Consider the following 14,882-nt stretch of genomic DNA (forward strand, 5'->3'; position numbering starts at 1 on the left):
CCTCTATCACGCTGAGAGCCTGTTATGCTGGTCCAGCGTTTGATCGCAGTCTTGATCCATGCGAGCAGCTTGTGAGGGATGCAATCGAACGAGGCGCTGCTCCCACAGCCGTCGCAGGCCCTCCATCAGAGCTTCACGCTTAGCCTGATCCGGCGCAATTGTATTGAGGAGATCTCCCAACACGGCTTCGCCCTCAATCCGCATCAGCAGATTAAACAAATCGTGTGAAATTCGTACACTGTCACTGCTGAAGTGGGTCGTGCTGATCTCGCAGTGAGTCTCCCGACGATCTGGCGCTTTGTAAGCGCGGGTTTGATGGAGGGACACATAGGGCGGCAACGAAACCGCAAGCGCAGTCCAATCCTGCAGCGTTGCAGCCCGCTTTTTTACCAGGAATGGCCCGACCACAAGTCCATCCAGCTCTGTCGTCAGAAAGGTGGCAATCGCGTCTGCAACCGAATCCACGATCGGTTCGGCATTGTTGTTAAAGGACGTATTGAGCAGAATTGGAGTGCCTGTGCGCTTCTTGAACGCATTGATGACCTCCCAGTACGCGGGATTGGCGTTGCGCGATACTGTTTGCAGGCGAGCGGTACCGTCGACGTGCGTGATGGCACCGAGCAAGGCGCGCTTTGAGTCACGCACGCGAACGACGAAATTCATGAATGGAAATTCGTGCCTACCGTCCGGGAGGTCGAAAAATTCGCTCGCATCCTCCTCCAGCACAGATGGCGCGAAGGGCCGATAGCCTTCGCGCTTCTTGACCATCGCATTGATCCGGTCCTTGTTTGCGGCGGGCCGAGGGTCGGCAAGAATGCTGCGGTTGCCCAGCGCACGTGGCCCAAACTCCGAACGACCCTGCACCCAGCCGATCACGGCGCCGTTGGCGATCCAGTCGGCTGCACTGCTTGCCACGTCATCAGAGCGTTCAACCTCGAGATGTCCGGCCCATGCATTCAGTTCCTGTTGCACGGCGCGCTCGCTCCCGAGATCAGGACCCCAATAGACCCCCTGCAGTCGCTCACACGGCGCGGGGCGGCCCATCTCGTTAGAGACTATCAGCGCAGCTCCCAATGCGCAGCCAGCGTCGTGAGACGCGGGTTGCACGAAAATGTCTTCGAAAAGCCCTGAATACAGCAGCTTACCGTTCATCGTGCAGTTGTGGGCCACCCCCCCCGCCAGGCACAACCGCTTCATGCCGGTGGCCTCACGGTGATGCCGGAGAATGTGGAACACGATCCGCTCAAGCGCTTCCTGCAGTGACGCACTCACATCTCGATGCTGCTGGGTGAAGGGCATTCCCTTTCGCCTGACCTCGATATTGCGGAGCAACGCCGTACCGATGCGGTCGAGGTGAACACGGTAGCCACCGCCGTTGGCGGAGAGCTCGTAGAACTGCTCGAAGAGCTCGCGATAGGGAGCGGGGTCGCCGTAGGGCGCGAGTCCCATTACCTTATACTCGTCGAACAAGCCGTAGCCGAGATAGCGGATCGTCTCGAGATAAAACAGCCCAAGAGAATTGTTCTCGGGGAAAGCCTCGAGTTGCGTAATTTCTGTGCCAGACCCTACCGCCAAGAGGCCCGATAGGAAATCACCAGAGCCATCAATCGCTAGAATGAGACTTTGTTCGAAGCCCGACATTGCAAAGGCGCTCACGGCGTGCGCCTGATGATGACTTACGAATGAAATACGCGAACTGTCCAACTTAGTGCCGAACTCACGCGTTAACAGATCCTGCACCAAAGTTTTAGCATCCAACGGAATGGAGAGAATGTCCGGGTGGGATGCGGACATACCTTCAAGCATGGCGTTGGCATAGGGCTCGCTGGCGTAGAGCGCGACACGATCAATGTCGTTGAGCTGAACCCCCGCCGCTGACAGACAGTATTGAATCGAACGAATTGGGAGCTTGTTGGAGTGTTTCATCCGATTGAGGCGTTCCTCTTCGACGGCTGCTATCACCCGTCCGTCTCGGACGAGCACCGCGGCGCCATCGTGCATAAAGGCGTTCCGAAGCTCGAATCGGTTTTCATGGACTTGGTCAAGTCCGCCGCTAATTCCTAGACACAGCATTTCTTTCTCCACATAGTGACGGGCAAGCCAAATTGGCCTGCCTCAGACCGTTTCCAACTAAATAGGCCGCGTTGTCGCTTGCAGCTGCAACCGCCTGTCAGGCATCACCGGCATCAAAGAACGCCTCATAAGGGTCCGCCTGAATCAACATGAGATGCTTCGATCGTGGCGCCTGCCATTCCATGACGCCGAGAGCTTGGCTGGATCATCGAATCTTGAGCGGCTGCTGACTTGCATGCCGGCGATGCCGTTTTCATCTGCAGCACGAACTTGTGACGCGGGCTGCCTATATCCTTGCGAAGGGGCGGCTGTTGACGAATAATGCCGCGCCGTGAACTGGCCCGATTTCATTCCCCGAAAGACCGTCGCACAGGCGACTGACATGTGCTGCACTGTCCGCCTGCTTCCCGGTCGCACATCCGATAACGCCTTCGCTTGTGCAGGAGGCCGCATCGCGTCATTCGTCGGCCAAACATGGCACCGACTGGAAGCCCGGCAATACCGCGTAGATGTAAAGTGCGCTGATGTTGTATGGTAGCGCTGCCGGCCGGGTCTCCAATCCGCTGCCCAAAACGAGCGGACTGCCTGCGGCAAAAGCCCGCCACAAGCAGAATCGCGCTGGGCAGCTGGCTCGCCTGCAAGACTTCGCAGCTCAGGAACATTGGGGACGACTAGCGTCGAACCGCCGACATGATCGGCCAGTTGCAACTCACTTCTCGGCACGACCTCCACTGCACGTCAGGGCGCATGGAAGATTTTCTCCTTTGGATGGGTGACCGGTGCGGACGTGCTTTTGTCCATGCAAGATTTCCGAAGAGTTATGAAATCGTTTGTTTCGATCAAAGTCATCCACGCTATGAATAGCTGCCGGACATGCGCTTCAAAGGGGCTTCAGGCTTCCCGGATGGCTACTCCGATTCGAAGCGCGTGGCATTCCATGCGCTCTATGACAACATTTTTCAGCAAAGGGTATGAGAGCAAACCCACACTTCTTTTTCAGAAGTCGCTTCGAAGCAGCCGAGGCCTTGATGGGCTTCTTCACCAAGTTCGGCGATGGTGCCGCAGACATTCTTCCTTTTTCCGGGCTGAGCAAGCGCAGAGTTCGCGCCTTGGCAGTGTGTCTGGGCGCTCCGTCTGATCTTGTTGAAAAGATCCCGACCGCCCACCTGGAGAACCTCGTCCCGGTCTCACATACGATGAGATTGACGACTTCCTCGAAGGCCAAGAGATCAACGAAGCGGCGCACAGGCGTATACTTCATGCGCATTCCAGCACAGCCCATAAGCGAGCGCTTCCCGTCACAACGATTGCCATGACGGGTTCGATATTTAGGCATCGGCAATAGCGTCTCAACATACACGATCGATGGGCTTGCCGCAGTTAGGCAGCTAGCGGCCTGAATTACCGCTGGAGCGAAGCGCTGCTCTTTCAGCCCGCATGCGGTCATGAGGTTGACAGTGTCGGCACGTATCGCCGAGGCCGGCACGCGAACTCATTCTCCCTGAATGCCTGCTCTATCGATCTTCCGCAGCGTACCCACTTGACCGGTCGCTTCGACATTCCAAGGCACCTGGATTGTAGCCGATCCTTGCCGCTCTCCTTCGGCCGGTCGCAATGCTAGACGTGCGGCCGTTACGCTATGCAGAGCTGGTTGTCAGATGCGTGATGCGAAACGTGAGATGCAGCTCCAGTTTTGGCGATGGCGGGCTCGCCGCATTGTTGATATCATCCGCACAGAACAGGCGCGCAAATGACATCGGATTCAGAGAAGGCTGAGGCGGTCGAGCAGTTACTTGATACACCTGACCTTGCAACCGCACTGGAAAGCGAACAGTTCAAGAAATTCCTCGACCAGGTGCCGATCGCCATAGCCGTTTCGGACCTTGCCGGTGAAGAGCGCGTGGTCTACGCCAATCCGGAATTCGAGAAACTCTCAGGCCTGATGGCCGCCAGGCTCACCCAAGAAAACTGGGCGGCCCTTTTAGGCACGGGCCTCCATCAGCAAAAGGACAGGCCGCTAGCCGAGGCGGTGGTCGAGGGAACCGATTTGGTCGGCACCTTCAGGCTGGAGCGCGGCGAGGACAAACCCGCGATCGTCGACGTTTATTCCAACGTGATCGAAGACGACAACGGTAAGGTTTGCTTCCGACTGGTGGCCCTGGTCGACGTATCGGCTCACGGCGAGGCGGGAGATCAGCGCTCGGCCGAGGAGCGTGTCAGCGAGAAAGACACGCTGCTGCGCGAACTGCAGCACCGGGTGAAGAACAACCTGCAGATGATCACCGCGCTGATCCGGCTGGAAAGCCGCAACGCGACCGAGGCCGACCGGAGACGGTTTGAGCGGCTCGCCGGTCGCGTCGACGCTCTGGCGATCCTCTACCAGACGCTAACGGCCGACGAGCCGAAGGAGGAGGTCGATCTTGGCGTCTATCTCAGCCAGATCGCGTCCGCGGTGATGAGCTCGCATGCAGTCGAGGGGATCCGGCTGGATATGAAGGTGGATACATATCCCGTGTCAATAAACGTCGCCATGCCGGCCGGGCTGGTCGTAAACGAATTGCTGACCAATTCACTAAAGCATGCGTTCCGGGGCCGCGATGGCGGCACGATAACACTGCACAGCGTCGTCAATGGCGACGGCTGCCGGGTTATAGTGGCGGACGACGGAATCGGCCTGCCGGAAGGCGAGACGTGGCCCAAGCCAGGCAAGCTCGGAGCGCTGATCGCGCGCTCGCTGACCGAGAACGCCAAGGCGCAGTTCGCAGTCGATTCTAGCGCCAGCAAAGGGACGAAGGTGACCATCGTTTTCAAGCGGTCGGCGGCAGCAAGCTGAACGGTTGCTGTCGAACTAGCAGGCTGGCGGCTGGCTTCATGTCGCGGCTTTGAGCAGGTGGCTGCAAATAGGCTAGGTCGCCCTTCACGGCCTGTTTCACATGGTCGAGGTCTTCCATTATGCTCCAGGCTTGCTGCTTCTGACTTCGGCGGCCAGTCCATCCCCACCTAGCGGAAGGCACTCCCGCCTGATTACGTTGCGGCTTGAGTCTTGACGGCGGGGGCACCTGACGCCTTCGCGCTCATCACGCGCGGGCCGGCAATTCAGCAGCGAGTCATCGCTTGGCCAATCTTGCCGAGGACGAAGGTCTAACCTACAAATAAAATTGGTCCGACTGTTCGTGGCCGGAGGTAACCGCGAATTTGCGCTATCGGGACAGGAGAGCAGTGCTGTAGGCAAACCGCGATGCGTGCATTCGTTCGATTGGTTCTACGATTATCCTGACGCCTGGGGTGACCAGTTGCACCAGTATTTCCTACTACGCGCAATCTTTGTAGGGTCATGTGCAGATCATCGCGGCCCGCCAAGACATCGGAAAACTGATCGACGATCCTTCAACCCCTGAGATATTGCGCGCCCGAATGGCATCGGCGGCCGCCATATAATAGTTTGCGGCAAAGACGGCCGCGATCGAACGGCTGAGGACGCGCTCGCCAACAGATTGCGCGACAGACGATGGGGTGGATACCGCGGATACGACGCCTGGTTCGATGCTCCGATCAACAACGCGAAGCTCGCCGCGACTTCCGTCTACAGCGATTCGGTTCAAAGGCTTGGCGCGTTGGACAAAGGTCGCCGCGCCGAAGCGCGATGCATAGAAGCCGGGATAAGTCGCCCGAACACAAGTCGAACAAGCGGAGTGGTCGACCGTTTCGTCCTCCCCGGGGACGAGCCGGTTGCTCTGGCCTGGGGCGACCTGATGGGTCTTGCGGAGCACCGTCTCCAGCATGGCGATCAGGTCTTCGGGAAGTATGGCCTCATTCTGCACAGACGGTTTTGCGTGGCTGTTACGGATGCCGGCGGGCACGGTGGCGATATGGCGGTCCTTTCGATCGAGCGGCTCGCCACGCTGCGTATAATTCCACGCCAGGGAGGAGAGACGGCGCTCGATCGTCGCCACAGAGTTTGGTTTCTTGTCTCCTGTAACCTTTCTGGATGCACAGGCCGTGATGTAGAGGCCGACGGTCTGCGGATCAGGCGGCAACACCTCCGAGGTGCTGCCGGCGCGCCCAGGCGCAAAAAATCCGCTCTCGACCGAGCGGCGTCAGACCGGTATTCTTATGGATGTTCATCCGGTCCCCCTGGAGTCACTGAAGCTTCGACAATCTCAGCTTTCCCGGTTCGGACCGGATGGACAAGCTACTGAAAGCTCACAACTAGCTACCAATGCGATCAGCTTTCGGGCTATCGGGCGCATCCAGGGAGGATGGGTATGTTCTTGGCTAACGGGCTCAAGCTGCGGGACCGCGGGTGCACGCTGGCACTGATGTTGGCGATTATATGTGTATGTGCGCCTGCACTGGCGGCAAACGCGTCGGATCAGGCGTGCCGGTCCATCGCCAAGCTCAAAATTCCAAGCGTGATCTTTACCGAGGCTAGCCTTCAAAAGCCGCAGGAGATCCCCGCAGATCCCTTCACTGCATTCACCGGCGCCTCGCCTCAGGCGGTAAAAGTGGGCGGGCACTGCCTTGTCCGAGGTGTTATCGGGAAACGCCAGGGGGTCGATGGTCAATCATATGGCACCCGGTTTGAGGTGCGTCTTCCGACGACCTGGAACGACATGTTCCTTTTCCAGGGCGGCGGCGCAGTTGATGGCTTCCTGGCGCCGGCCGTCGGGACCATTCCTTGCCGGAACTCGACCGCGGCTCCCGGGCTCTTGCGCGGCTACGCTGTTGTAAGCATGGATGGCGGGCACCCAAGCCCCGATCCGGCTTTCGGGGTCGATCAAGCCGCACGCATTGATTTTGCGTACGCCTCCATTGGCAAAGTCACTTCGGTCTCGAAGCAGGTGATTGCAAAGTTCTATGGGGCGGCTCCGAAAAAGTCGGTGTTCATGGGATGCTCGAATGGCGGTCGTGAGGCGTTGATAGCGGCTCAGCGATATCCGCTCGAGTTCGACGGCATTGTTGCAGGTAGCCCGGGTTTTCGTCTCAGTGCCGCCAACATTGCCGAAGCCTGGGATACTCGCCAGTACATGAGCATCGCTCCCAAGGATGAGGCCGGCCATCCCATTCTGTCCCGCGCCTTCTCCCAGCAGGATCTGAACATCGTCGCCAAGGCGGTTCTCGCTGCCTGTGATGCCCGCGATGGCATTGAGGATGGCGTCATCAACGCCTGGCAGCAGTGCCGGTTCGACCCAAAGGTCCTGTCCTGCCAAGGCGATAAGACGGACAGCTGCCTCACGGCTGGTCAAGTGCAGGCCATGAGCCGCGCGTTCGCGGGTCCGGAAAGCTCCGATGGCGAAAAGCTTTACAGCGATTGGCCATATGATACGGGCGTTGCGGGCGCGGACTGGAGAATGTGGAAGCTGGGCAATTCCCCCACTTCCCAGTCGGATGCAAATAACATCGTTCTGGGAGCCCGCTCGCTTCAATACTACTTCATGACGCCCCCGGCGCCGAATTTTGACCCCCTGAAGTTCGACTTCGACAAGGATCCGGCACGCGTTGCGGATACGGCCAAGCTCAATGATGCGACCGGCACGTATCTCGCCAGCTTCGCTGCCCACGGTGGAAAGCTGCTCTTGTTTCAGGGACTTTCCGATCCGGTCTTCTCAGCCAACGATCTGGTGCGCTGGTACAAGCAAGTCGTCGAGGTCACAAGCGGCGGCGATTTGGAAGCGACTCGCCGTTTCGTGCGCATGTTCATAATCCCGGGGATGACCCACTGCGGCGATGGCCAAGCCTTCGACGACTTTGATCCTTTGGCCGCCATCGAGGGCTGGATAAACCAAGACAAGGCTCCGGATTCTCTCGCGGCTGGCAGCAAGGCATTCCCCGGCAAGCACCAGCCGATCTGCGCTTATCCCACTCAAGCTGCCTATGGCGGTAAGGGAAATCCCGATGAGATCGCGAGCTATTCGTGTCGGGGATAAGAGACCTCGTCATTTGTTCGCTTCAATCTGCGCGCATTCCCGGAACAGGTCTCCCGGACCAAGGATCGGTTGGAAAAGCTAAACCCGGAATTTGTGGGCCGTGCCATAACGCAGTTGATGATCATGCCTGACTACGAAGCGTCGGCCGCCGATAGTCTGGACACAGCGCTCGCTGTGCTCGATGAGGTAATTGTTATCGCCTGAGATCTGACCGCCTCATCCCAGCGGACAAAACGGGGGCATCAGAGCCCGGACGCCTTGGTGAGATTTACGCGGAAACGATCGCGCCGGCGCTGATAATTTCGCGTCATCTCCGCGGAGGCATGGCCGAGCTGTTTTTGCACATAGCGTTCGTCGACCTCGGCCGACGAGGCGAGGCCGGCGCGCAGTGAGTGGCCGGCGAATTTCTTGGCCCGTTCGCCCTCCGACAGATCGCCGCGCACGCCGGCGGCGAGCGCCGTGCGCTTGACCAGGCGTGCGACCTCCTGGTCGTTCAAGCGATCGGCACCGACGGCTCTGCCTTGACCAGCAACGCGCCGAAACAGCGGTCCGTGCGCAATGCGCGCCAGTCTTAGCCAGGTCTGCAGAGCGACCACAGGGCAGGTGGCGTCGGAGGAGCCGCGGCCGATTTCGACCTCGCGCCAGCCGGTTTTGCCGCGCAATGTGACAAGCAGACCCTTATCGGCAAAAATCTCGACCCAGCCGCGCCCGTCCTCGGTCTGATCCCTGCCGACGTCGAGGCCGACGATTTCGGATCGGCGAAGGCCGCCGGCGAGACCCAAAAGCAGCATGGCGCGGTCGCGCAGACCACGCAGCGTGCCGCGGTCGAGGGTCTCGAACATGCGATCAGATCCTCGGGCAGGATCGCTTCCTTCTGCCGGGGAGGGGAGGCGTGGGTGTTGCGAACGCCAGCCATCACCGTGGCGATATGCCGGTCCTTGCGGTCCAGCGGCTGGCCGCGCTGGGCAAAATTCCAGGAGAGCGACGAAAGCCGGCGCTCGATGGTTGAAACGGTGTTGGGCTTTTTGTCGCCAGTGGCCATACCTGACGCGCAGGCGGCGATATAGAGCCCGACGACCTGAGGATCGGGCGGGAACATCTCGATGCCTTGGCGCCGGCACCAGCTCGAAAAATGCTTCCAGTCGGCTGCGTAGGCGCGGCGCGTGTTGGCCGAACTCGCCGCCTCGATATAATCGCGAACGCGGCCGGCGAGCGCCTCAAGATGCGCAGGCAGGCTGGGATTGGCAATGGCTGGAAGGGGAGGGGACGAGGCTAGGTCGGCATCGCCCATCTGCATGACGATATCGATGATGTCGGGCAAAGCCGCGGCGCTTTGTGTGTGAAGCTTGTCCGAAATTCGTAGCATGTTTCGGACATCTTGACCGTCACTTCGTCCGAAATCGGACCACAGATTTCGGACAAAGCCCCGGCATCAACCCGCCAATATCTCGATCTGCCGTCGCCGCTGCAAACGTCGCCTGTGAGAGGCGAGCCGCCTCTAAACTGGTCGTATATCCCGATTAATAATAAGAATGTAGTCAACTTCCATATTTTAGAGGGCACGCATGCTGCCACTCAACCGGCCTGATCACCACACAAAGTGAGGAAGAACCTGGTTAGGTGCAAAGCGACAATTGCCTCGACAGCGGGTCCCGGAAGGTTTATGCTGCCCAATCTTACCGCAATCCGAAATGGCGATTGAGTACCTTCACGAGTGAAGGGATTCCCGCGGTCTTAGAGATGAGTTGTCGAATGGCGCGAAGTCGCACAGAATCGCGAAGTCGCACAGAATCGTGTGTTTGATACCGATCAGGATCGCGAGCTATTTCAGGCGCAGAGAGGTCTTGCGCCCGATGCACGAGTTGCTCCCGGTCCAACGGAAGTGAATGGGGTGGAACTGCTTTGTCGACCAAATTGTTGACGGAACGTCCGGCGCCCATTGTTGCTACATGTCTGGATTCTTGGGGCGTTTTGGATGATGCAATCCACCATCTCACTCCAAAGGGCAGTGGAATCTGGAACAATGTCGCTTTTGTACGCAGGACATCCTTCGCGCCCGATTGGCATATTGTCTTTAACTCTGCTTCTATTTTTGGGCTCCCTGTTGATATCGAGGCGAGTCCAAACAGGACAATTTTTGCAATCGGCGAACCGCCGACGAAAGCTCATCGCGCATTTCATGAAGGGCAAGGGAAAAATACCATCGTCCTGACGTCTGACGCAGAGCTGGCTGCTCGGCAGAATGCAGAGCGCCGATTCGTTTTGTCTCCACCTATCACTCGGTCTTGGTCTGTAACAAAGACATATGACCAACTTCTGGTCAGCGAAGTCGTGGACAAGCCGCTTCGGCTCTCATGGATTACCAGTAACATCGCCCTGCTTAAAGGGCATCGATATCGGCTGGCGTTTCTGGAACGGCTGAGAGAGGAGCTCGATTTTGACCTGTTCGGCCGAGGTTTTCGGCTGATTGGAGATAAATGGGACGCACTCGCACCGTACCGTTACAGTATAGCTTTCGAGAATACTCGTGCTGATTACTATTTTACAGAGAAGCTTATGGACTGCTTCGTTGCTGAAACAATGCCGATCTATTACGGCAGCCCGGCAATCACGAGATTCTTCCCTTCCGACTCAATGGTTCTGATTGACCCAGAGGACAAGAACGTAATCCAAAAAATTCAAGAAATCATCGACTCGGACCTCTGGAAGGAGCGTCGCGGCGCAATACAAGAGGCGAAGCGGTTGGTTCTTGAGAAATACAATACGTTTGCTTATCTCGCGGGCTTCATCGAAAGCGTTCACGATAAACCCTTACCGCCGGAAGTTATACACATCGGTTCGCCTGCGGTCGATTTTGGGACAGACGAATGAAGTACTCCAACGCTCGCTTCGCGTGCCCGGCGGTTGGTGGTCTGGCGAGATCGGTACGGAGCGCTCGGCGGAGAATGCCTACCTGCGCAGACGGGCCAGCACGGGCGCACGAGGTCATGCGCCCCCGGCTGCCGCTGATCAGACGAACTGGGGAAGGCCAGGAACGGAATTGAGGACCTCGTCCACGAGTTCGTCGCCGGCATGTTCCTTGGCGAAGGCGATCGTCTCGTTGGCGATGGCGGCGATCTTTAGAATGCTGAGACCCTCACTCATCAATTGCTGGCCGAGCCCCATGAGGCCGCCTCCGCCCTCTGGGTCGTTGCCATGATACTTCGCCACTAATTCCGAAGCTCCGGGAATGGCCGCGATCATGCGCGCAACGGGACCGTCGGCCGCGTGGCGTTGCAGGAAACCCAGCATTAACCCAACGGCCTTCTCTGCGAGAGCCGGGCCGATGCCGGCACCAGTGGCGATGCGCGATAAGAATTCTTCCATGGCAGGGTTCGTCTCTCTTTAATGAGGTTTACACGGGGCCGGTCCGGCGCCCAAAGCGCCCTTGGCCGAACCACAATTGAACTCCACAAAAATAGGCCGGCGGAAGTGCTATTGCAACTGCGCGTAAAACCGCCTCTGTCAACGCAAGCTGCGTCGGACGTGCGTATTTCGCAAAAACGGGACAGTCGTTCCGCTAAATCGCGGACAGCAGTTTCACTAATTCGCGGACAGCAGGATGGGGTCGGCGCTCGGTTGCCTGGTTGAAGTCATTTGCGATTGATTTCGCCGTTTTCGGCGCCGGTCAAGGGCGGCGGTGTTTTTTGCTTTCTCATGCTGTCGCCTTCGAGGGTGATGCGATGGGCGTTGTGGATGATCCGGTCGAGAATGGCGTCGGCTATTGTCGGCTCCGCGAATGCTTCATGATGCACCTTTCCTTGATCGCCTGGTCCGTTGCAGTCGGCGTTGAAGTTGATCGATCTGGTCGCTGGAAAGGTTTCCGCTTGGCCGCGGGCGTCACCATTTCTTTCCCACAAGATCCTTCAACGCGGCATTGTCGAGCATGGCGTCGGCCAAAAGCCGCTTCAGCCGCGTGTTCTCGTCCTCCAGAGCCTTCAGTCGCCGAGCCTCGCAGACATCCATCCCGCCGAAGCGGGCCTTCCAGTTGTAAATCGAGGCGTCGCTGACCCCGTGCTTGCGGCACAGATCGGCAACCGATACCCCGGCCTCATGTTCCTTCAAAATTCCGATGATCTGCTCTTCAGAGAAGCGGCTACGTTTCATGTCCTGGTCCTCTCGATGGGCCAGAACGAACTTCAAACCGGATTAGATAAGAGGGGCAAGGTCAAGGTCGATGACTCAACTGTTGTAAGAGCTCTTACTTCTCATTCGCTCCAAATGCGGACGCGGCGCACGAGCTCGGAAGTTGAGATCCCGTAGCGATCGTGAAGCGTCGGCAGCGCGCCCGCGTCGAGGAACTCGTCGGGCAGGGCGATCTGGCGAAAGACTGGGGTCACTCTCTCGCGCATCAGCAGCGCGGCAACGCCTTCGCCAAGGCCACCAATGATGGTGTGGTTCTCCGCCGCCACCACCAGCCGTCCCGAACGGCGCGCGGCAGCGAGTATCGCCTCCGTATCCAGAGGTTTGATCGTCGGAACGTGCAGAACGGCGCAGCCGATCCTGTCGGCTTCAAGCGCCTTCGCGGCCTCCAGCGCGCGCATGGTCATCAGGCCGCTGGAAATGAACAATACGTCCGCGCCCTCGCGCAGCATTCGCGCCTTGCCGATTTCAAATGTATAGTCGTCTTCGTCGAGCACGACAGGAACCTTACCGCGCGAAAGCCGCATGTAGACCGGCCCGTTGTAGTCCGCGATCGCCTCCGTGGCCTGTTCGATGTCGAGCGCGTCGCAAGGGTCGATGATCGTCAGGTTCGGCATCCCGCGGAAAATCGCGATGTCCTCCGTCGCCTGGTGGCTGGGGCCGTAGCCGGTCGTCAGCCCCGGTAAGGCGCAGACGATCTTCACATTGAGTTTCTCCTCGGCGATCGCCATGCAGATGAAATCGTAGGCACGTCGCGATGCGAAGACGGCGTAGGTGGTGGCGAAGGGCGTAAAACCCTCCCGCGCCAAGCCGGCGGCGGCGCTCATCAGCACCTGCTCCGCCATGCCCATCTGATAGAAGCGGTCCGGATGCTCCTGTGCGAAGACATGGAGATCGGTGTATTTCGCGAGGTCCGCCGTCAGGCCAACTATCCCGGGCCGCTGGTGCGCCAGTCTGGCCAGTGTGTGCCCGAACGGCGCATTGCGTGTCGGTACGCCATCGGGCGCGATCGACGCGATCATCGCCGATGTGGTCTTGCGCTCACCGGCATTGGCGGCGTGGCGCGGCGCGAACTTTGACAACTTCAACGCGGACGTCCCTTTTCCAAAGCTTCGAGCGCTAACGTCCATTCGTGCGGTTCGACGCGGATGAAATGCGTGATGTCGCGGGTTTCCAGGAATGGCACACCCTTGGCCATGCGCGTATCGCAAACGATCACACGCGGACGAGGTTCCTTCAGGCCGCGCGCCATGTCGAAGGCCTTGCGGACCGCCTCGATGTCGTTGCCGTCGACGCGCTGCGCATGCCAGCCGAACGCCTCGAACTTGTCGGTCACCGGTTCGGAGGAGAGCATGGCCGTCGACGGACCATCGGCCTGCTGATTGTTGAAGTCGACAATGGCAATGAGATTGTCGAGCTTGTGGTGGGCGGCCGACATCGCGGCTTCCCAGGTCGAGCCCTCACCGAGCTCGCCGTCGGACAAAAGATTGTAGACGAAACTGTCGCTTCGCTTGCGCGTCAGCCCCATGCACATGCCAACGGCAATGCCAAGGCCGTGACCGAGCGAGCCGCCGGTGATCTCCATGCCGGGCGTGTATGGCGCCATGCCGGACATCGGCATACGGCTTTCATCGCTGCCATAGGTTTCGAGCTCTTCCTCCGGCAGCACGCCCGCTTCGATCAGAGCCGCGTAGAGCGCGAGCGCATAGTGTCCGATCGACAGCAGGAAGCGGTCGCGTCCCTCCCACAACGTGTCCTCCGGCCGGTAACGAAGCGCATGGAAATAGGCGACGGCAAGCACGTCGGCGACACCCAGCGCCTGTCCGACATAACCTTGGCCCTGGACTTGACCCATCCGCACGGCGTGTCGGCGGATACGATAGGCTCGTTCGGCCAGGCTGACATTGCTGCCAGCGCGAGGCATCTCAAGCTCCGTTGTCCACTCAGCCATGGATTAGCATCCCACCGTTGACATCGATCACGGCGCCGGTGATGTAGCTGGCCAGATCGGAAGCCAGGAAGAGATAGGCGCCGGCTACGTCGCGCGCCTCGCCCAGCCGGCTGAGCGGGATTCCCTTGATGATGTCGGCGCGCATGGCGTTGGTCAGTTTGCCGCCGGTGATGTCGGTCTGGATCAGGCCCGGTGTGATGCAGTTGACGCGGATGCCTTCGGGACCGAATTCGCGCGCCATGGCCTTGGCAAGCCCCAGAACACCCGCCTTGGCAGCCGAATAGTGCGGGCCACCGAAGATGCCGCCGCCGCGCTGGGCCGAAACTGACGACATGCAGATGATCGAGCCGCCGCCATTTTCGCGCATGTTCGGGATGAATGCCTGGCTGAGATGGAGCACGCCGCGTAGGTTGACATCGAGGATGCGGTCCCAGTCAGCCGCGCTGATCTCCAGCGTCTTGACCGGCTGCGTGACGCCCGCATTGTTGCAGAGCACATCGATCCTGCCCAAGGTTTCTGTCACTTGCGCCGCCGCCCTCTTGCAGGCGTCGAGGTCCGCGACGTTGCACGCAAGGCCGATATGGTCGGGTCCAAGCGACGCAGCGGCGTCACGCGCTTGCCCGTCATCCAGGTCGAGTATTGCAACGCGAGCCCCGTGCTGTACCATCAGCGCTGCCGTGGAGCGGCCAATTCCCCGGGGGCCCGCGGCCCCCGAAATCACCACGGCCTTGCCCTTCAGCAACAAGTCG

Annotated in this window: 8 protein-coding genes and 6 pseudogenes; 5 read left to right on the top strand and 9 right to left on the bottom strand. The window is 59.3% G+C overall.

The annotated features are described in order from the left end of the window. Window positions 1-6: 6 nt before the first annotated feature. Entirely contained in the window at window positions 7-2,073 is a 2,067-nt protein-coding gene (locus tag NKH89_RS32100) for a carbamoyltransferase family protein (protein ID WP_352911291.1), read from the bottom strand. Between the two features lie 1,013 nt (window positions 2,074-3,086). Here NKH89_RS32100 and nadE point away from each other — a divergent pair. The 3 genes and pseudogenes from nadE to NKH89_RS32115 all read left to right on the top strand — a co-directional run. Continuing rightward, window positions 3,087-3,418 (top strand): annotated as a pseudogene (gene nadE, locus NKH89_RS32105) (NAD(+) synthase); the annotation flags it as partial. A gap of 405 nt (window positions 3,419-3,823) precedes the next feature. After that, window positions 3,824-4,906 (top strand): sensor histidine kinase, encoded by a 1,083-nt coding sequence (locus NKH89_RS32110; protein ID WP_352911294.1) that lies wholly within the window; start codon window positions 3,824-3,826, stop codon window positions 4,904-4,906. A gap of 661 nt (window positions 4,907-5,567) precedes the next feature. Next, window positions 5,568-5,630, top strand: a pseudogene (locus NKH89_RS32115) (hypothetical protein); the annotation flags it as partial. Window positions 5,631-5,828: 198 nt separating this feature from the next. Here NKH89_RS32115 and NKH89_RS32120 read toward each other — a convergent pair. Beyond that, window positions 5,829-6,147 (bottom strand): annotated as a pseudogene (locus NKH89_RS32120) (integrase); the annotation flags it as partial. Between the two features lie 191 nt (window positions 6,148-6,338). Here NKH89_RS32120 and NKH89_RS32125 point away from each other — a divergent pair. Further along, window positions 6,339-8,000 carry a tannase/feruloyl esterase family alpha/beta hydrolase gene (locus tag NKH89_RS32125; protein WP_352493621.1) on the top strand — a complete coding sequence of 554 codons (1,662 nt, stop codon included), beginning with the start codon at window positions 6,339-6,341 and terminating at the stop codon, window positions 7,998-8,000. A 242-nt stretch (window positions 8,001-8,242) separates the two neighbouring features. On the opposite strand, the pseudogene NKH89_RS32130 reads toward NKH89_RS32125, so the two are convergent. Beyond that, window positions 8,243-9,366: pseudogene (locus NKH89_RS32130) on the bottom strand (tyrosine-type recombinase/integrase). 536 nt (window positions 9,367-9,902) lie between these two features. Between NKH89_RS32130 and NKH89_RS32135 the strand changes: the two are divergent. Further along, complete coding sequence (locus NKH89_RS32135) at window positions 9,903-10,871, top strand: glycosyltransferase family 10 domain-containing protein (protein ID WP_352453731.1); 969 nt, start codon at window positions 9,903-9,905, stop codon at window positions 10,869-10,871. 138 nt (window positions 10,872-11,009) lie between these two features. On the opposite strand, the gene NKH89_RS32140 is transcribed toward NKH89_RS32135, so the two are convergent. The 6 genes and pseudogenes from NKH89_RS32140 to NKH89_RS32165 form a co-directional block, all read right to left on the bottom strand. Further along, window positions 11,010-11,366 (bottom strand): hypothetical protein, encoded by a 357-nt coding sequence (locus NKH89_RS32140; protein ID WP_352453730.1) that lies wholly within the window; start codon window positions 11,364-11,366, stop codon window positions 11,010-11,012. Between the two features lie 266 nt (window positions 11,367-11,632). Next, window positions 11,633-11,788 (bottom strand): annotated as a pseudogene (locus tag NKH89_RS32145) (ATP-binding protein); the annotation flags it as partial. Between the two features lie 71 nt (window positions 11,789-11,859). Beyond that, a pseudogene (locus NKH89_RS32150) lies at window positions 11,860-12,146 on the bottom strand (transposase); the annotation flags it as partial. A 101-nt stretch (window positions 12,147-12,247) separates the two neighbouring features. After that, window positions 12,248-13,270: a transketolase family protein gene (locus tag NKH89_RS32155; protein WP_502896969.1), complete on the bottom strand. Its 1,023-nt coding sequence runs from the start codon at window positions 13,268-13,270 to the stop codon at window positions 12,248-12,250. Then, window positions 13,267-14,106 (bottom strand): transketolase, encoded by an 840-nt coding sequence (locus NKH89_RS32160; protein WP_352884912.1) that lies wholly within the window; start codon window positions 14,104-14,106, stop codon window positions 13,267-13,269. Before NKH89_RS32160 ends, NKH89_RS32155 begins: the two co-directional genes overlap by 4 nt. A 19-nt stretch (window positions 14,107-14,125) precedes the next feature. Next, window positions 14,126-14,878: an SDR family NAD(P)-dependent oxidoreductase gene (locus NKH89_RS32165; protein WP_352453729.1), complete on the bottom strand. Its 753-nt coding sequence runs from the start codon at window positions 14,876-14,878 to the stop codon at window positions 14,126-14,128. Window positions 14,879-14,882: the final 4 nt, after the last annotated feature.

The sequence above is a fragment of the Mesorhizobium sp. M0923 genome, from assembly GCF_040319365.1.
In the GTDB taxonomy this organism is placed as follows: domain Bacteria; phylum Pseudomonadota; class Alphaproteobacteria; order Rhizobiales; family Rhizobiaceae; genus Mesorhizobium.